The 17,351-nt window shown below is 63.6% G+C and carries 12 protein-coding genes and 2 pseudogenes; 7 read left to right on the forward strand and 7 right to left on the reverse strand.

The window, feature by feature from the left end; all coding sequences use genetic code 11:
* Positions 1 to 6: 6 nt before the first annotated feature.
* The 3 genes from LDZ24_RS13260 (at position 7) to LDZ24_RS13270 (ending at position 2,567) form a co-directional block, all read left to right on the forward strand.
* The gene (locus tag LDZ24_RS13260; protein ID WP_248320730.1) at positions 7 to 636 is read left to right on the forward strand and encodes an acetyltransferase; all 630 of its coding nucleotides are present in this window, start codon (positions 7 to 9) and stop codon (positions 634 to 636) included.
* A 132-nt stretch (positions 637 to 768) separates the two neighbouring features.
* A complete protein-coding gene (locus tag LDZ24_RS13265; RefSeq protein WP_248320731.1) occupies positions 769 to 1,941 on the forward strand; it encodes a Rieske 2Fe-2S domain-containing protein in 1,173 nt (390 codons plus the stop codon).
* 86 nt (positions 1,942 to 2,027) lie between these two features.
* Positions 2,028 to 2,567: a hypothetical protein gene (locus LDZ24_RS13270; protein WP_248322360.1), complete on the forward strand. Its 540-nt coding sequence runs from the start codon at positions 2,028 to 2,030 to the stop codon at positions 2,565 to 2,567.
* Between the two features lie 110 nt (positions 2,568 to 2,677).
* Here the strand turns inward: LDZ24_RS13270 and LDZ24_RS13275 are convergent, their stop codons facing one another.
* Together LDZ24_RS13275 and LDZ24_RS13280 are read right to left on the reverse strand one after the other, a co-directional pair.
* The gene (locus tag LDZ24_RS13275; protein ID WP_248320732.1) at positions 2,678 to 3,652 is read right to left on the reverse strand and encodes a 3-oxoacyl-ACP synthase III family protein; all 975 of its coding nucleotides are present in this window, start codon (positions 3,650 to 3,652) and stop codon (positions 2,678 to 2,680) included.
* 83 nt (positions 3,653 to 3,735) lie between these two features.
* Positions 3,736 to 4,881, reverse strand: coding sequence for a DegT/DnrJ/EryC1/StrS aminotransferase family protein (locus LDZ24_RS13280; protein ID WP_248320733.1), 1,146 nt, complete (start codon positions 4,879 to 4,881; stop codon positions 3,736 to 3,738).
* 345 nt (positions 4,882 to 5,226) lie between these two features.
* Here LDZ24_RS13280 and LDZ24_RS13285 point away from each other — a divergent pair.
* Positions 5,227 to 5,556, forward strand: a pseudogene (locus LDZ24_RS13285) (glycosyltransferase family 2 protein); the annotation flags it as partial.
* A 597-nt stretch (positions 5,557 to 6,153) separates the two neighbouring features.
* Positions 6,154 to 8,007, forward strand: a complete 1,854-nt coding sequence (locus tag LDZ24_RS13290; RefSeq protein ID WP_248322361.1) for a glycosyltransferase family 41 protein — start codon at positions 6,154 to 6,156, stop codon at positions 8,005 to 8,007.
* A gap of 53 nt (positions 8,008 to 8,060) precedes the next feature.
* Here LDZ24_RS13290 and LDZ24_RS13295 read toward each other — a convergent pair.
* Positions 8,061 to 8,752, reverse strand: a pseudogene (locus LDZ24_RS13295) (transposase); the annotation flags it as partial.
* A gap of 373 nt (positions 8,753 to 9,125) precedes the next feature.
* On the opposite strand from LDZ24_RS13295, the gene LDZ24_RS13300 reads away from it, so the two are divergent.
* Positions 9,126 to 10,208 carry a diguanylate cyclase gene (locus tag LDZ24_RS13300; protein WP_248320734.1) on the forward strand — a complete coding sequence of 361 codons (1,083 nt, stop codon included), beginning with the start codon at positions 9,126 to 9,128 and terminating at the stop codon, positions 10,206 to 10,208.
* 4 nt (positions 10,209 to 10,212) lie between these two features.
* Here LDZ24_RS13300 and LDZ24_RS13305 read toward each other — a convergent pair whose 3' ends face one another.
* The 3 genes from LDZ24_RS13305 to flhF are packed head-to-tail and all read right to left on the reverse strand — an operon-like array spanning position 10,213 to position 13,644.
* Positions 10,213 to 10,944 (reverse strand): RNA polymerase sigma factor FliA, encoded by a 732-nt coding sequence (locus tag LDZ24_RS13305; RefSeq protein WP_175938629.1) that lies wholly within the window; start codon positions 10,942 to 10,944, stop codon positions 10,213 to 10,215.
* Between the two features lie 20 nt (positions 10,945 to 10,964).
* Positions 10,965 to 11,882, reverse strand: coding sequence for a MinD/ParA family protein (locus tag LDZ24_RS13310; RefSeq protein ID WP_175940553.1), 918 nt, complete (start codon positions 11,880 to 11,882; stop codon positions 10,965 to 10,967).
* On the reverse strand, positions 11,875 to 13,644 hold the full coding sequence (gene flhF, locus LDZ24_RS13315; protein WP_248320735.1) for a flagellar biosynthesis protein FlhF: 1,770 nt from the start codon (positions 13,642 to 13,644) through the stop codon (positions 11,875 to 11,877). The genes LDZ24_RS13310 and flhF overlap by 8 nt, the downstream gene beginning before the upstream one ends.
* A gap of 309 nt (positions 13,645 to 13,953) precedes the next feature.
* On the opposite strand from flhF, the gene LDZ24_RS13320 reads away from it, so the two are divergent.
* Positions 13,954 to 15,648: a thiamine pyrophosphate-binding protein gene (locus tag LDZ24_RS13320; RefSeq protein WP_248320736.1), complete on the forward strand. Its 1,695-nt coding sequence runs from the start codon at positions 13,954 to 13,956 to the stop codon at positions 15,646 to 15,648.
* A 468-nt stretch (positions 15,649 to 16,116) separates the two neighbouring features.
* Here the strand turns inward: LDZ24_RS13320 and LDZ24_RS13325 are convergent, their stop codons facing one another.
* Positions 16,117 to 17,265, reverse strand: coding sequence for a branched-chain amino acid ABC transporter substrate-binding protein (locus LDZ24_RS13325; protein ID WP_248320737.1), 1,149 nt, complete (start codon positions 17,263 to 17,265; stop codon positions 16,117 to 16,119).
* Positions 17,266 to 17,351: the final 86 nt, after the last annotated feature.

The following is a 17,351-nucleotide window of genomic DNA, read 5'->3' on the forward strand; positions in this document are numbered from 1 at the left end:
TCAGCCATGCGTAAAAGGCTATTGATTATCGGCGGCGGCGGTTTGGGCCGCATCGTGTACGACGTGCTGTCGAAAGACGCCTCGCTGCGCGACGAAATCGAGCTCGGCGGATTCCTCGACACGCGCGCGGACGTCGCTATACCCGAAGGCCTGGATTGCGCTGTCGTCGGCAATCCACTCGACTACAAGGTTCGGGAAGGCGATTTGTTCATTCCGGCCGTCGGTGACCCCGTTTGGCGCAGGAAGCTCGTGGCGCCGTTGCAGGCGCAAGGCGCGGCGTTCTTCAGCTTCAAGAACGGCGCGTCCGTAGCAGCGCGCGTGCGGATCGGCGAAGGCACCTTCGTGACGCCAGGCGCAGTCATTTCGACGGACTGCGCGATCGGTGCGTTCACCTATATCGACACCTACACGATCGTTGGACACGACGTCACGGTCGGCGAGCATTGCATGATCGGTGCAATGACATTCATCGCGGGCGGCGTGAACATCGGCGATGGCGTGACCATCAACCCGCGCTCGACGATCGCGAAGGGCGTCACCATCGGCGCTGGGGCGACGATCGGCATCGGCTCCGTCGTCGTCAGGGACGTACCGCCAGGCGTGACCGTTTTCGGCAACCCCGCACGGACGATCTGAACGTTTTCACGCCGCGGCCGATGCTCCGCGGCGGCATCGGCACGCGCGTCGCGCAAGGTTCCGCCAAAGTCACGGGGCCACTCGCAACCGCGCGTCGTTGCATCGAACTCACTCCAGTGATGAACATTCGCCATGATTGAACCTGTCCTGCCACCTGCCTGCTATACGGACCAAGCGTGGTTCGATCGTGAGCAGAAAAAAGTCTTCGGCGAACTTTGGCTGCTCGTCGGTCTCACGCAGCAACTGCAAGACGAGAACAGCTTCATCACGCGTCACCTGGGCGGCGTGCCCGTGCTCGTACAGAGGGTCGACGGGGAGCTGCGCGCTTATCGCAACGCCTGCGCCCATTGTGGCATGCCCATTCAGCAGGCCGACTGCGGCAAACGCAAGCTGATCTGCCCGTATCACAGCTGGACCTATAACGGCGATGGAAGCCTGCGCGGCATCCCGAACGACAAGCTCTACCAGATCTGCAAGAGTCAGCGAAGCGAACTGCGTTTGCAGACGTTCGCGCTCGAGGTGGTCGGCAACTTCGTGTTCGTCAACCTGAGCGCGGAACCGATACCCATCACCGAACAATATTCAAGCGACATGCTGCGTGTGCTTGAGGCGATCTCGGCATACTTCGCGCCCGAAGTGTCGTACACGACCTTCAACGTTGATTACAACTGGAAGCTGAACTTCGAGAACGTTCTCGACTGGAATCACGTTTCGTTCGTGCATAAGGACACCTTCGCACCGCTGTTCGACTATGCCAGCGACGGTTCGCAGCACGGCGCGTCGACGACCACCTCTCAATTGTTCGGAAAAGGGCGTCCTCTTGCGGACGTCGAATTCTACTCGGGCGAAATACCGGCGCGTCCCGTCGAGCTCGCCGATCTTTCGCAGCTCAGGCGGTGCAGCTTGCGTTATGCGCCTCACTGGTATTCCGGCTTGTTCGAGCGGGCGGCAGATCCAGGGGCGGTGCTCCACTGCGTGCTGTTTCCAAACGTGAACTTCGGCTCAATCCACGGCGAGCACTTTTACTTGCAGCAGTATGTGCCCGTCGCACCGGACAAGTTCGAGTACCACTCGTGGGTCTTCACGGCACGTTTCAAGGACGGCACGCCGCCGCAGCCGCATCTGCTGTGGGGCATCCATCATGCGGAAAAACGGGTCGTCGATGAAGACGTGGTTTTGCTCAATGCGCTGCAGAAGTCGCTGAAGTCGGGATCGCCCATCAACGTGCTGGGCGATCACGAGGCGCCGCTCGCGGCGGTGGGGACTTGGTACATGCAACATCTGAATGAAGAAGGCACGCCATGAAGTCTCTGCTGATCGCCGGTCCCGACGATTCTTTGCGCGACGTCCACGCGCTCGCATTGCAGGCCCATTCACAACGCGATGTGGCGATGCTGCACATTCCGTCGAAGGACTACTACGTCTTCGATCTGAGCGAACTTCAACGCTTCTCGCCAGAGGAATGGGACATCGCCATCGCGGTCAACGAGTTCTATATAAACGATGTGAGACGCGCGCTGCACGAGGCGACAGCCGCGCTCGGCTATCGCGCTGTCTCGCTTGTTTCGCCTCGTGCGCAGATTGCTTCGGACGCGGTCATTGGCGACAACACGATCATTCACGCGGGCGCTTTCGTCGGTGCTGGCAGCAAAATCGGCCATCACTGCGTGCTGCGTCCCAATGTCGTGGTGACGGAAGAAGTCACGGTCGGCGACTATGTGACGCTCGAAGCCAATGTCTCGGTCCGTGAACGGGCGATCATAGGCGACTTCGTCACCATCTGCGCGAACAGCAGTCTTGCACGGGCGTCTGTGATCGGCGCGCATTCATACCTGAACATCCCGCGGCAGTATGCGGGCAAGATCGCTCCCAACACCTTCATCTCGCCGCAATTCGAGAATCCAGTGCGCGTGCTGCCCAGCCATGCTTGAGGACGTAAGCTGAACTGGAAGGCGTACGCTTTCCCAAAGCAAAAAGGCACGACTTACGCAGTCGTGCCTTTTTGCTTTTTTGGCGTCACTCGGTTGACGCCGGTTTGCCGTTACGCCGGAGAATTGCCTGCATACTCGAATAGCGCGACGCCCCAGGACAATCCGACGCCGAAGCCGACCGTCATCACGATATCGCCGGGCTCCAGCAATGCCATCTGTTCCGCGAGCAGAATAGGCACGGAGGCCGAGACAGTATTGCCCATATACGCGCAGTTGTTCGGAACCTGCTCGTCGCTGAGCCGAAGCTTCTTGGCCAACTGCGATGTCACGAAGTCGTTTGCTTGATGGAAAACGAACTTCCTGATCTGACCGATGCTCAACCCGGTATCGCTCAACGCCGTTTCGACCGCTTTCGGAACTTCGCGCAGCGCGAAATTGAAAATCGCGGTGCCATCCATGTAAATGCCGGGCGCCTGCTCGCTCGGTCGAATTGCGGACCCCTGAGCGACAAACGCATCGTAGCCCGAGCCGTCTGCAAAGCTGCGGCAGTAAAGGAAGCGCAATCCTTGGGGACGCGTCGAGAATTCGCACGCCGTCGCGGCATCGCCGAATAACACGCGTGTCGTGATGTCGTCGCGTCGAAGCAAGCGCGAGTAGGTATCAGCGTTGATGAGGATCGCGCTTTTCTCTGTCGCGAACGAGCGCTGCAGCGCGACGACCGTCTGTGTTCCCAGGACGAAGCCGGAGCAGCCCTGGTTGATGTCCATGACGAGGCAATCGTTTGCCAGCTTCGCCCTACCGTGAATGCGCGAGGATACGCCCGGAATCAGATGATCCGGCGTTTGCGTACAGACGATCAACGCGCTGACGCCTGTTGCGGGGCTCGCTGCGAGCAACTGTTGCGCGGCCGCGAATGCGAGGTCGCTCGTATATTGATCGGGACCTGCGACAGGCCGGCTGTGCACGCCTGTTTTTCGCACGATGCGCTCGTAATTCGCATCGGCAATGCCCAACGTCGAAGCGTCGTTTTGCTCGATTCGCTCGCCCTGAACGACTACGATCGAATTCAGGTAGACGTCGGGCATGGACAGCACATTTGACATAGAAGATACCTTGATAGAAGGCACACGGACCGGGTGCAACGGCAGCGCGCTGACGCCATGGCCGCTTAGGCGTGCGCCAGTTCCTTGGCGCGATCACTCACCGTCGCTGCCGTCAGCACCAGTTCGATGATCTTGTCCTGCGTGTCGCTGTCGAGTGCCGGGAAGATAGGCAGGCACAGCACTTCGCGGGAGACAGCCGTCGCCACCGGCAAATTCGCCGGTCCCGCCGACGGCAGGCCACGGTAGCTAGGAAACTCGCTGATGAGGGGATAGAAATACCGCCGGGCGAGGATGTCTTCCGCGCGCAGCGCATCGTAAAGCGCGTCGCGCGTGATGGGGAAGTCTGCCGTCACGCGGACCGGGAAGTACGAATGGTTGCGCGTACTGTCGATGGGCGCGACAGGCAGCAGCAGTCCCTTCACGCCTGAGAGCGCCGCCTCGTAGCGCGCCGCAATCCGCGCGCGCGCGACAGCGATCCTGTCCATATGCTGCAACTGCAAGAGGCCGAAGGCCGCCTGGAGTTCGTTCATTTTCGCATTGATGCCGGGTTTTACGACGGTGACTTCATCGGCGAAACCGAAGTTCTTCAGATGGTCGATGTGGCGCTTCGTCTTGGCGTCGTGGCAGATGATCGCGCCGCCTTCGAACGTGTTGAAGATCTTCGTGCCATGAAAACTGAGCACCGACATGTCGCCGAACTTCAGCACGGACTCGCCCAACCGGCGCACGCCGAACGCATGAGCCGCGTCGTAGAGCACGCGCAGGCCATACGTGTCGGCGATCCGTTCGATCTCTTCGACGTCGCACGGGTTGCCGTAGACGTGAACGGGCAGGATAGCAGTGGTTTGCGGCGTAATGGCCGCCTCGATCTTGCGCGGATCGAGGTTCATCGTCACGGGGTCGATGTCGGCGAAGACGGGCTTGATGCCGTTCCAGTGCAACGCGTGCGTCGTCGCGACAAAGCTAAACGGCGTCGTGATGACTTCGCCCGTCACTTTCATCGCCTGCAACGCGGTGATCAGCGCGAGCGTGCCGTTCGAGAACAGCGACAGATACTCGACACCGAGGTGTTCGCAAAGCGCCGCTTCGAGCTGCGTGTGAAAGGGGCCGCCATTGGTCACCTGCTTGCTGTCCCAGATCTTTTGCAGATACGGAAGAAACTCCTCGAGGGGAGGCAGATAGGGCTGGGTGACCGGAACGAGTGTTTGCATGGCAGTCGCGAATGAGCGGAATGCGCAACGGGCGCACGTCCAATGAAACGAGAATAGCCTCGGCCATGGCAATCCGATCGATTGATCAAGCGGGCCAAACGCTGCTATTTCGAGGAATGGTTCGCTCGCGCGGGCGCGCGAGGATGCGTAAGCGCGATCCAGCGCGACGTCAGGCGCGACATCAGTTGCGAATAGGGACGAAAACGCCTCGCTGTTCCGTGGATGGCGTCGAATGATGGCTCGCTATTCTGTATGCAAGCCGTCGTGCCATGAATGCCCGGGCGCGGCCATGCAACTTCAGGCTGCCGATGTGCGCCCTCTTTCTCGAACAGGACCCGTTTTTCCATGACCACCGTCAGCATCCTCATCCCCGCGTTCAAGCCGGACTACCTTGCGAAGGCAATCGCGAGCGCGCAGGCACAGAGCTTCGCGGACATCGAAATCCTGGTCGGCGACGACACGGTGGACGGTCGCTTGCGCCCCATCGTCGAGAGCTTCGACGATCCGCGCATTCGCTATTTCCATCATGCCAGCGGGGACGCGCGTCGCAATTCGTTTCTGCTGTTCGAACAGGCGCGCGGCGAGTACATCAAGTGGCTTTACGACGACGACCTGCTCATGCCGCGCTCCGTGGAAGCGTTGGTCGACGCGCTGCGTCAGCATCCCGGTTCGGCCATCGCCGTTCATGAGCGCGTCTTGATCGACGCCGACGACAACGTCCTGCACACGCCGCCGCCCCTCGTTCCGGCCGGCCAGATTGCGTTGGTCGAACGTCCGGCACTCGTCGAGCACATGGTCGCGCTGGCGAACAACTTCATCGGCGAGCCTAGCAACATCATGATGGTGCGCGATGCCGTCGACATGTCGACGGTCATGTTGTACCGCGGCTGGGACATCACGTTCCTCAACGACGTCAGCATGTATCTGAACCTCGCGGAGAAGGGTCCGCTCGTGCTGCTGGGCGGCTATCTGAGCTGTTTCCGCCGGCACGGTACGCAGAATTCGGGTGTCGCGAGTCCCATTCTCGTTGCGGGCTACTACGAATGGGAAGTGATGGTGCGCGGCGAGGCGGCGGCGGGTCAGATGTCCGCGGAAGCGTTGATGCGCGCAAAAGCGCAACTGACACGCCTGTACACGCACGGCATCGACACGCTCGGCATGGTCGAATTGCAGCCATTGCGCGACAACCTCGACGAGCTGGTCAAACAGCCGACTGCGGGACTCTATGCGTCCCCGCGCTTTCGCGCCGACGCGGCACTGGCGAACGAAAAGATGCACGAGCGCGCGGCGGCTCGTCTGCGGACGCCGGGCGCCAATGTGGCCGCCGCCGAGAAGCCGGCGACGACGAATCCCGCTGTCGAGGCGCTGCTCGCGCGCGCCGTCGAATGTCATCAGGCCGATCGTCTCGACGAGGCGGAGACGCTGTATCGCGAGATCCTCGCGACAGATCCGAACCAACCCGAAGCGCTGCATCTGCTGGGCCTCGTTGCTCACGCCTTCGGCCAATACGCGACAGCCTGCGAGCTGATCATGGCCGCCATCGCGGTTCGACCGGCGGCCGCGTTCTATTACAACCTCGGCAACGTCATGCAGGCGGACAACCGGCCTGCTGCTGCCGTCGAGTGCTTCCGCCAGGCGATCGCGCAGCAGCCCGACTATATCGACGCGTATTACAACCTCGGGATTGCACAGCGCGCGATGCACGACCTGACCGGCGCTGTCGATTCTTTCGTCAAGGTGGTGTCGCTTAGGCCTGATCACGCGCAAGCCTATAACAACCTTGCCACGACGATGATGGAGCTCGACGAACTCGATGCTGCCATCGAGGCGTACAGCACGGCCATTGCGTTACGTCCCGAATTGCCGGCGCCGCGCAGCAACCGGTTGTTCGCGTCGAATTACTACAGCGGTGTGACGCCCGCCGCGTACCTGGAGGAAGCCAAAGGTTTCGATGAAGCCATCACGCAGGGCGTTACGCCGTACCGTGACTGGCTCGTCGAAGCGACGCCCGCGACACGCCGAGCATTGCGCGTCGGCATTGTGTCGGGCGACCTGAATCAGCACGCCGTCGGTTATTTGCTCGAAAGCGTGGCGAATCATGTCGATGCAGCGCGCGTGGAGTTGCACGCGTATGCGACGCGCGATGTCGAAGATGCGCTGACGCTGCGCATCCGGTCGCACTTTGCGACGTGGTCGAGCCTCGCCGGCATGACGGACGATGCCGCCGCCGCGCGCATCCGCGACGATCGCATCGACGTGCTGATCGATGCATCGGGCCATACGCAGTTCAACCGCCTGCCCGTGTTTGCGCGCAAGCCCGCGCCCGTGCAGGTCAGCTGGCCCGGTTACTTCGCAAGCACGGGTGTGCGCGCGATCGACTACATGCTTGGCGACCGTCACGTGGTGCCGGAGAGCGAGGCGCACCACTTCACCGAGCGCGCGTGGCGGATGCCTGACAGCTATTTGTGCTTCACGCCGCCTGCCGAGCAGCTGGACGTAGGCAACTTGCCGATGCTCGACAACGGACATGTGACGTTCGGCTATTTCGGCAAGCTCGCCAAGATTTCGGATCAGACGGTGATGTTGTGGTCACGCGTGTTGCATGCCGTCGCGCATTCGCGTCTGTTCATCAAGGCGCAGAATCTCGATCTGGATCACGTTCGCCAGTCGATCGTCGCGCGCTTTGCCGCACACGACGTCGATGCATCGCGCCTGATCCTGGAAGACCGTTCGCCGCGTGCCGAGTATCTGGCCGCGTATCGTCGGGTGGACATCGCGTTGAGCCCCTTCTCGTATCCCGGCCGCACGACGACGGCGGAAGGCCTGTTCATGGGCGTGCCCGTCCTGTGCCTGCGCGGCGAGCGCTTTCTGTCGCACATCTGCGAAAGCATGCTGCATGCGGCCGGCTTTCCCGACTGGATCGCACAGAGCGAAGACGACTATGTCGCCAAAGCCACGCAGTTCGCCGCCGATGCGTCGCAACTGCAAGCGCTTCGCAGCGGCCTGCGCGCGCAACTCGTCGCTTCGCCGCTGTGCGACGCTCACCGCTTCGCGAAGCATCTGGAAGACGCGTTGCATGGCATGTGGGCGGCGCACTTCGCGCCCACCGAAGCTGTGGCGGGTTAGCCAGCGCGTGCCCGGCTGCCCGCCGGCCGGGCGCGAAGACGTCGTGAATCATTCAGGACGTTCTGCACACCGCGCGGCTTCAGGTCATTAGCTACGCATGGCCAGAACTTCGCGCTCTCGGTCTGCTCGACACAGAGCCTCGGCACGTCACGCGTGCCGCTGCGGCGCACGCCCAGCGGCATGTAGACCGCCCTGTTGAGGACCGCGTCTTCGTCGCGGATATTGGCCCGCAGCGAGTCGAACAAAACGTACTCGGTACATCGGCTCGCGCGGTCGCTGTGGCCATTCGCGCACATCTTCGATCACTCCGCCGGTCACCGTGCTGACGCACGTCATCGAAGCATCTACGGACTTCGTGCGCGTACATGGCGATGATCTTGTCGTCGAAGCCGCTAGAGCGTGCTCGCCGTTGACAATGAACACCGAATGGAAGGTCTCCGCTCGGTCGCGCGGAAGCTCGATGTCGAGAAACCGTCGTCACTCGTGACGCGCTTGTGGCCGGTGCCGTTGCAGTGATCATGCTGCCCACCGGCTTGGTTTCGCCTTTCTCGTAGCCGAGTAGGTGCGTCTGCTCGCCGCCCAGCGCGCGCTCGCGGACAGTTGCTCTTTCATCCGCGCGGTCAAGCGTTCCGGGCACCGGTTGCTTGATCAGCTCCGGGTCGAAGTTCAATCCTTCGCCCGATTCGCTCGTCGTTTCTTCCTTGCGTTCGCGTGGCGTAACGAGGCTCGTTGGCCGTGCGTTCATGCCTCACACGCATGGTTTCGCATAGGCTCGACGGCGCTGGCTTTCGCGTGGGCTCCAAGCAACTCTGACGCGTCCGTGCGAACTTGACTTACTTTGTCTGCTTTGCCGAAACAGGCACCGGCTTTACCGGCCATGCTGATTGATCACTACTCCGCGTACACGAAGGCCGTGCGACGACCTGCTCGATAGCGGCATACGAGAAGACAAGGGGTTGCTGGTTCGATCCCAGCCGGGCGCGCCAAGTCGCACATCAGTCGCTTCGTCGTCATCCCCCACGAAACTCAAGCAACGCAACGCTTTGCCGTTAACCCTACGGCCGGCCGCGCCCATTCCGACCGCGTCGATCGAACAAAAACAAAATCCAGGGGTTCACATGCAGCAGGCCCACCACCCGCCACGCTGGTCTCATGCGTTCGCATGGGCGGCGCTTCGGCATCCCGAACGCGAACAGGCCGCGCTGCGCGTCGTGTTGGGCGCCGCGGTCCTGCTGGCCTACGCTTGCTATGCGTGGCTCGTCCCTTCGCGCGATGCGTCGCTGGTTGCGCAAATCGTCGGGCTCTATGTGGTGTACGGGGCGGTCACGCTGCTCATCGTCAGCCGCATGGCGTCGCCATCGAAGAAGCGGCTCGTCGTCACGACCATCGCCGATCAGGCGCTCGTCGGCGCCGCGCTCGCCGCAGGCGGCGAGACAGCGTTGCCGCTGTTGTGGGTGGTCTTCTGGTTTCTGATCGGCTCGGGCTGCCGTTACGGCAAGCGCACGCTCGCCGTTTCCTGCGCCACCGCGATGACCGTGATCGGCGCGCTCGCGCTCTGGCAGCCGTGGTGGAACGGGAACCCGTCCGCCGCGCTCGGGCTCGCGTTGAGCGTGCTGGCGGCATCGGTGTATCTGACCGTGCTCGTCGATCGTCTCGGCAACGCCAATCGCGATCTCGCGCGTCAGGCATCGACCGATCCGCTCACGGGTCTCGCGAACCGGTATGCGCTGGAACACATCGTCAATCGCACGATGTGCGACGCCACGCAGGACACCGTTCTGCTCCTGATCGACCTCGACGGCTTCAAGGAAGTCAACGATACCTACGGTCACGCAGTCGGCGACCTGCTGTTGCAGCAGTTCGCCAACGTGCTCGCCCGCCGCATGTCCAACAGCGACACCGTGGCGCGCCTGGGCGGCGACGAGTTCGTGGTGCTCGCGCTTCAAGCGCAGAGCCGCACGGCCGTCCTCGCGATCACCGAGGGCATTCACGCGACGCTCGCGTCGATTACGTCGGTGGATGGCCGGCCGGTTTCGGTCTCGGCGAGCATCGGCGCGTGCATGCTGTCGAGCGCCGCCGACGCGCGCCACGCCGACATCCACGCCGTGCTGCGCGCCGCCGACCGCGCGATGTATCGCGCGAAAAGTCTCGGCATCGGCAAAACGGTGTTCGCCGAAGCGCGAGACTTCGAAGCCGGCTAGCGCATTAAGCCTCGACGCTCGTCCACGACTGCTCGCGCAGCTTGGCGCGCAAGCGGGCGACCGCCTGGCTGTGCAGCTGACACACGCGCGATTCGCTCACTTCCATCACCGCGCCGATTTCGCGCAGGTTCAGACCGCGTTCGTAGTAGAGGCTCATCAGCAGCTTCTCGCGTTCCGGCAGCTTGTCGATGGCTTCGATCAACGCGCCGCGCAGGCTGTCGTCGAGCAGCGCGGACAGCGGGTCCGAACGATCGACGCAATAGCGGTCGAGGAACGGCTCGTCGTCGGCGGAGCGGTCGAAGTCTTCGTAGTAGATCAGCTGGCTGCCGTGCAGGTCTTGCAGCATCGACTGATATTCGTCGAGCGGCATCTTCATGTGCTCGGCGATTTCCACTTCGCTCGCGGCGCGGCCGAGGTTCTGCTCGACCTTGTGCACCGCCGATTCCACTTCGCGCGACGTCTTGCGCATGCTGCGCGGCAGCCAGTCGTTCGCGCGCAGCTCGTCGAGCATGGCGCCGCGAATGCGCTGGCTCGCGTAGGTTTCGAACTGCGCGCCCTGATCTTCCTTGTAGCGGCTCGCCGCATCCAGAAGACCGATCATGCCGGCCTGAATCAGGTCGTCGAGATCGACGCTCGCCGGCATCTTGGCGACGAGCTGAAGTCCGAGCCGACGAACGAGCGGCGCATATTTAGTCAGGACGTCCGACTGTGAGAGTTTGCCTTGGGCGTTGTACATCTGAGTCACCTTATTCTTGATCACATCGACGCCGTACTGGTCAATGCATGACTGGAAAACATCGACGCCATGCGCCCCGTCTCCCGTCCGCCCTTGTCAGCCTCGCCAACCGAAAACCGCGCGTCATTCCGGACCTGCGTCTCGCTCCCTGACGGCGCGGGACGCATCGGCCAATGCAGAAGCTCCGCCGCGATCTGCCGGTAGTCGCGCGCCGCGGCTGTCGCCGGGAACGCTTCCACCACGCAGCGCGAGAGCTCCTTCGCCCGAGTGACGCGCGCATCCTCGGACACATACCCTGCCTGCACGAGCGACACGGCCAGATACCGGCTCGCGACGCCCGACAGGTTGTCGAACGCGACCGCCGCGTCGGCCGGGTTCTGCACGTGATTCACGAGCACGCGGAACTGGCCGATCGCATGGGCGTAGTGCAGACGCTTGATGCACGCGTACGCCTCGGTGATCGCGGACGCGGCCACCCGCGTCACGATGAGAAAGTCATGCGCCTGCGCCGCGAGCGACGAGAGCGCGCCGTATCGATCGAGCTGCGCGTCGATCAGAACGATGTCCGCCTGACCGTCGAGCAGCGCGCGGCACTGCGCGGCGTCGTGGCTGATGCGTTCGTCGCGTGGCGCGGCGAGCAGCGAGAAGCCGAACGGCGTGCGCGTCACCGCGTCCTGAAGCGCCTCGCGGCCCGACATCACCGCGGCGAGCGCCCCAGCGCCGGACGTGCCGGCGAGGCGCGCAGCGGATGCCGCGTTCGCCCGCTCGTCGATCACGAGCACGTCCTTGCCATGCACGGACAGCGCCGCGCCCAGATTCACGACCGCCGACGTGCAGCCGATACCCGCCGGCCCGCCCGCCACCGCCACCACGCGCGAACCGCCTCGCGTGAGCAGCCTTCTCAGACCTTCGGCCTGATCGAGCACGAACTTATCCAAAGCGGACCTCATGCAGTTCGGTGGTGGCGCGCGCGGACAATGCGGAGAGCAGTGCCGGCACCTCGTCGTCCTGCGGCACGAAGGGCGAGCCTTCGCGCGGAATGCAGAACGCGCTCTTGATCAGAAAACGCTTGGTCGCGACGTACAGGTTCTCCGGCACCTTCTGCCCGGTCGAGACGTAATGCACCGGCAGCTTGTAGCGGATCACGGTATCGAGCACGCCGCCGAGATTCGTCGCTTCGTCGAGCTTCGTCAGGATGCAGCCCGCGAGCGGCGGCTGGTCGGCCGCGCTCTTGTACGCCTGCACCACTTCGTTGAGCGTGTCGCCGTGGCTCGTCGCGTTGAGCAGCAACAGGCGCTGCACCGGATGACCCGCGCCGCACAGCATCGAAATCTGGTCGGACACCATGCGATCGCGCTGGCTCATGCCGATGGTGTCGATCAGCACGATGTGCTTGTTGCGCAGTTCCGAGAGCGCGAGTTGCAGGTCGGCGGCGTCTTTCACCGCATGCACCGAGACGCCCAGAATCTTGCCGAAGATGCGCAGTTGCTCGTGCGCGCCGATGCGGTAGCTGTCGGTCGTGAGCAGCGCGACCTTGCTCGCGCCGAAGCGCATCACGCAGCGCGCGGCGAGCTTGGCCGTGGTCGTGGTCTTGCCGACGCCCGTCGGGCCCATCAGCGCGAACACGCCGCCGCGCTCCATCAGCGCGTCTTCGCTCGCCATCACCGGCAGGTTCGATTCGAGCACCTGCTGCACCCATTCCATCGCGTGCTCGGCGCTTTCCATCTCGGGCATGTTGTCCACGACCATGCGCACCAGTTGCGCGGAGAAACCGGCCGCGAACAGGCGCTTGGTCAGGCCGGCGTTGCCCGGGCTGCGGCGCTGGCGCTCGCCCCACAGGAGACCGGAGAAGTGCTCTTCCATCATCTCGCGCATCGACGAGAGCTCGTGCATCACCGTTTCGTTGACGACTTGCTCCATACGTGCGCGAATCGCGTCGGTCACGACGGCGGCCGCGTTCGCGGGCAGACCTTCGAGCGCGCTGTCGGGCGAGGCTTCCGCTTGCGGCGCGCCCGCGTTGATCTTGTGGGCGGCGCGGCGCGCGGCGACTTGCGCGGCTTCGCGCGCCCAGTCGGGCGTGTCGATCTTCGGCTGCGCGGACTCGCGCAGGGCGTAGTTGCTCGGCTCTGGCTTGTCGGCGCGCTTCTCGGCACGCTTGTCGGCGGCCTTCGGCGCGGATGCCTTCGGCGGGACCGGCACGCCCAGACCGTGAGCGATCGCAGCGGATGCCGAGAGCGGGCGATTCGAAGGCATCGCGGCCTGCTCGGCGATGCGTCGCGCGTGCTCGATCAGCCACGGGTTCGACTCGGCCATCGTGCGCGGTGCTTCGTCGGCAAAGGCGTCGCGCGGGGCGTCGCGGTGGTCGAGGTCATCTGCATGGGCTTCCGGATTCGCGCCGAAAACCGACGAGAACACGTCGCCGCTCGCGTACGGATTCGCGGCGGCGGGTTGCTTCGCGGCCACGGCGGCTGCGGCTTGCGCGAGCGCGGAGCGCGGCGTGGCGCTCGGGAATGCGGCCGGCGCCTGTTCGTGCGCGGCCGGCGAAATGGATGCGATGTCGCGATCCGCCACGCCCACGATCTCGACGGAACCGTCGTCGAGCGTGCGATTCGACAACACCACGGCATCGGGGCCGAGCGCTTCACGAACCTGGCGCAGAGCGTCGCGGCTGTTCGCGCCAATGAATTTACGAATGTTCAAACTTGCCCCCGATGAGGTATGAGACTGCGATCTTTGCGAGGCGGGCGCTGCCGGATGTTTTGGGGCGCCCGCTTTTCAGTGAAGCCATTATTGCGAAGATGCCCTTCGGCCTATCGCGGGATAAAGGGTGGGAAACAGGGGTATTTCGACTGATGGACGACGCCCGGACGATCCGGCGGCAACCGACCGGGAAAAGATTCCGCTTGTATTCCGCTTGTTAGCGGACAACGGGCCGCGCGGCGGCGTAAGCTCTAGGGCTCAACGCGCAATGCCCGGCTTCGGCCGGAACACAACAGGAGACTTGACCGCATGACCTCCGACGCTTCCTCCGCTCTTTCCCGTGAGACCACCGGCGCGCGTCTTGTCGTGGATGCGCTCGTGCACCACGGCGTCGAGCGCGTCTTTTGCGTGCCGGGCGAGAGCTTTCTCGCCGTCCTCGATTCACTGCACGACGAGACCGCGCAGATCCAGACCATCGTCTGCCGCCACGAGGCGGGCGCGGCGAACATGGCCGAAGCGGTCGGCAAGCTGACCGGGCGGCCGGGCGTCGCCATCGTGACGCGCGGGCCGGGCGCGACGCACGCGTCCATCGGCGTGCACACCGCGTATCAGGACTCGACGCCGATGATCCTGCTCATCGGCCAATGCGCGCGCGACCATATGGATCGCGAGGCGTTTCAGGAAATCGACTATCGCCGCATGTTCGGGCAAATGGCGAAGTGGGTCGCGCAGATCGACGATCCGCGCCGCGTGCCGGAATACATGAGTCACGCGTTTCATGTGGCGATGGCGGGGCGGCCCGGGCCGGTCGTGCTCGCGCTGCCCGAAGACATGCTGACCGAAGCGTGCGAAGCCGTGCCGCCCGCGCCGCATTACCAGCGCGTCGCGGCGTCGCCCGCGCCCGCGCAGATGGAGCGGCTGCGCGATGTGCTGGCGAATGCGAAGAAGCCGTTCGTGATCGCGGGCGGCAGCGGCTGGACCGAACCGGCGACGCAGGATTTCGCCCGCTTCATCGAGCGATGGCAACTGCCGGCGGGCTGCGCGTTTCGCTTCCAGGACACGCTGAACAACGAGCATCCGAACTACGCGGGCGATGTGGGCCTTGGCATCAATCCGGCGCTGGCCGCCCGCGTGCGCGACGCGGATGTGCTCTTCGTGCTCGGGCCGCGCATGGGCGAATCGACGACGGGCGGCTACACGTTGCTCGACATCCCGAAGACGAAGCAGACGCTCATCCACGTTCATCAGGGCGCGGAGGAACTGGGGCGCGTGTATAGCGCGGATCTGCCGATCGTTTCGGGGATGCCGGAGATTGCGTCGCTGCTGGCTTCATTGGAACCGCCTGCCGAGATTGCCTGGGCCGGAAGCGCCGAAGCCGCGCACGCCGCGTATCTCGACTGGCGCAAGCCGCGCCCCATGCTCGGCGACGTCCAGCTGGGCGAGATCATGCGCACGCTCTCGGAGCGCTTGCCCGCCGACGCAATTCTCACGAACGGCGCGGGGAATTACGCGACGTGGCTGCATCGGCACTACGCGTACCGGCATTTTCGCTCGCAGGTCGCTCCGACGAGCGGCGCGATGGGCTACGGCGTGCCGGCTGCGATCGCGGCGAAGTCGCTGTATCCGGAGCGCACGGTGATCGCCTTTGCGGGCGACGGCTGCTTCATGATGGCGAGCCATGAGATCGCGACGGCCATGCAGTATGGGCTGGCGGTGATTTTCGTGGTGGTGAACAACGCGCAGTACGGCACGATCCGTATGCATCAGGAGCGGCACTATCCGCATCGCGTGCATGGCACGGGGCTCACGAACCCGGATTTCGTCGCGTATGCGCGGGCGTTTGGGGCGCACGGGGAGCGTGTGGAGGCGACCGAGCAGTTCATGCCGGCATTCGAGCGCGCGGTGGGTTCGGGGCTGCCTGCGGTCATCGAGATTCGCATTCCGCAGGATCAGAGCACGCCGGGGGCGACGCTGGAGCAGGTGCGGGAGCAGGGGAGGAAGTGAGATCTGGCTGCTTGGCTGGCTGCGTCAAGTGAAGCCACCCCAAGCGTCGGGCATTGCACCGGCTCTTGGAGAAGAGTTGAGGTCCCGGGCCGGTGAGACTTCTTAAATCCAAACTGAAGGAAGACCTCTCGCAGGCGAAAGCTCTTTTCTGGCAAACAAAGTGGAAGCGCGCGCTCCTTTATGCCGGACTGTTGGTCTGTGGCGCGCTCGTCGCCGGTATAACCAGCTTGTATGTCGTGTTGCCGGATTCGAACACACCCTGCGGCGATGAATGCGGTGGTCGAGCGTTGGCGACCGCACTTGAAAACGCGGTAGTCGGTGCGCTCGTATTCTTGTTCGCCGGCGTTTGCCTGATGCGCCGTCGGCGACGTGATCGAGTCTAGGAAGTCGATGCGCTCTAGCCAAGACAAACGGCCCGGCGTGCATTACGCACGCCGGGCCGTCCTCTTCAAGCCTTGCGACTAAGCCTTACTTCCCGCCCACGCTCTGCAACGTCGTCCACTTCCCGCCGACGACCTTATACAGCGTGATGCCGCCGTTCTTCAGATCGCCCTTCGCGTCATACGCGAGGTGATTCGTCGTCACGCCTTGCATGTCGGTCTTCGCGAGCACCGGCAGATACTTCGCCGGGTCCGTCGAGTTGGCCGCCTTCATCGCGGTGAACATGGCCATCGCACCGTCGTAGGCGTACGGCGAGTACGTCTGCACGTCTTCGTTGAAGCGCTTCTTGTACTTCGCTTCGTACGCCGCGCCGCCCGGCATTTCGTTCATCGGCAGGCCGGCGAGCGATGCCACCGTGCCGTCCGCCGCGTCGCCCGCGATCTTGATGAACGTGTCGGTCTTCACCATTTCGCCCGCCATCAGCGGCGCGCGGAAGCCGAGCGTCTTCATCTGCTTGACCATCGGCGCAGCCTGCGAATCCGCACCGCCGTAGTACACGAGGTCCGGGTTCATCGACTTGATCTTGGTCAGAATCGCCTTGAAGTCGACAGCCTTGTCGTTCGTGAATTCGCGATCGACGATCGTGCCGCCCGCCGCCTTCGCTGCCTTCTCGAACTGATCCGCGAGGCCCTGGCCGTATGCCGTGCGGTCATCGACGATGGCGATCTTCTTGACCTTCAGGTTCTTCACCGCGAACTCACCCGCGACCGAGCCTTGCTGCGTGTCCGAGGTCATCATGCGGAACGCGGTCTTGAAACCCTGCGTCGTGTATTCCGGCGCGGTGGCCATCGCGATTTCGGGGATGCCGGCGTTCGCGTAAATGCGCGATGCCGGAATGGTCGTGCCCGAGTTGAAGTGGCCCAGCATGCCCTTGATGCCGTCGTCCACGAGCTTCTGCGCGACGGTCGTGCCCGTGCGCGGGTCGGCCTGGTCGTCCGCCGAATCCAGCACGATGCGAACCGGCTTGCCGCCGATCACCGGCTTCGTCGCGTTGAATTCCTCGACCGCGAGCGTGATGCCGTTCTGGAAGTCCTTGCCGTAGTGGGCTTGCGCGCCCGTCATCGGGCCGGCGAAGCCGACCTTCACGTCGTCTGCCTGCTGTGCGAATGCGGTCCCCGCGAACGACAGGCCGGCGAGCGTCATGGCGGCTGCCAGCTTGGTCATCGTGTGCTTCATAGCTTCTCCTAATACCAGTGTGGATGGCAGCTTCTTGCCGGGATCGCCGTGCCTGCTGCCGTTTGTTTTGAATTTGTCTGAACCGG

Source organism: Caballeronia sp. Sq4a, assembly GCF_023170545.1.
Classification (GTDB): domain Bacteria; phylum Pseudomonadota; class Gammaproteobacteria; order Burkholderiales; family Burkholderiaceae; genus Caballeronia.

What these genes read in the sequence shown, in the direction of transcription:
- LDZ24_RS13260 (WP_248320730.1), top strand. Translation starts at nt 7, where the DNA reads ATGCGTAAAAGGCTATTGATTATCGGCGGCGGCGGTTTGGGCCGCATC.
- LDZ24_RS13265 (WP_248320731.1), top strand. Translation starts at nt 769, where the DNA reads ATGATTGAACCTGTCCTGCCACCTGCCTGCTATACGGACCAAGCGTGG.
- LDZ24_RS13270 (WP_248322360.1), top strand. Translation starts at nt 2,028, where the DNA reads ATGCTGCACATTCCGTCGAAGGACTACTACGTCTTCGATCTGAGCGAA.
- LDZ24_RS13275 (WP_248320732.1), bottom strand. Translation starts at nt 3,652, where the DNA reads ATGCCCGACGTCTACCTGAATTCGATCGTAGTCGTTCAGGGCGAGCGA.
- LDZ24_RS13280 (WP_248320733.1), bottom strand. Translation starts at nt 4,881, where the DNA reads ATGCAAACACTCGTTCCGGTCACCCAGCCCTATCTGCCTCCCCTCGAG.
- LDZ24_RS13290 (WP_248322361.1), top strand. Translation starts at nt 6,154, where the DNA reads ATGCACGAGCGCGCGGCGGCTCGTCTGCGGACGCCGGGCGCCAATGTG.
- LDZ24_RS13300 (WP_248320734.1), top strand. Translation starts at nt 9,126, where the DNA reads ATGCAGCAGGCCCACCACCCGCCACGCTGGTCTCATGCGTTCGCATGG.
- LDZ24_RS13305 (WP_175938629.1), bottom strand. Translation starts at nt 10,944, where the DNA reads ATGTACAACGCCCAAGGCAAACTCTCACAGTCGGACGTCCTGACTAAA.
- LDZ24_RS13320 (WP_248320736.1), top strand. Translation starts at nt 13,954, where the DNA reads ATGACCTCCGACGCTTCCTCCGCTCTTTCCCGTGAGACCACCGGCGCG.
- LDZ24_RS13325 (WP_248320737.1), bottom strand. Translation starts at nt 17,265, where the DNA reads ATGAAGCACACGATGACCAAGCTGGCAGCCGCCATGACGCTCGCCGGC.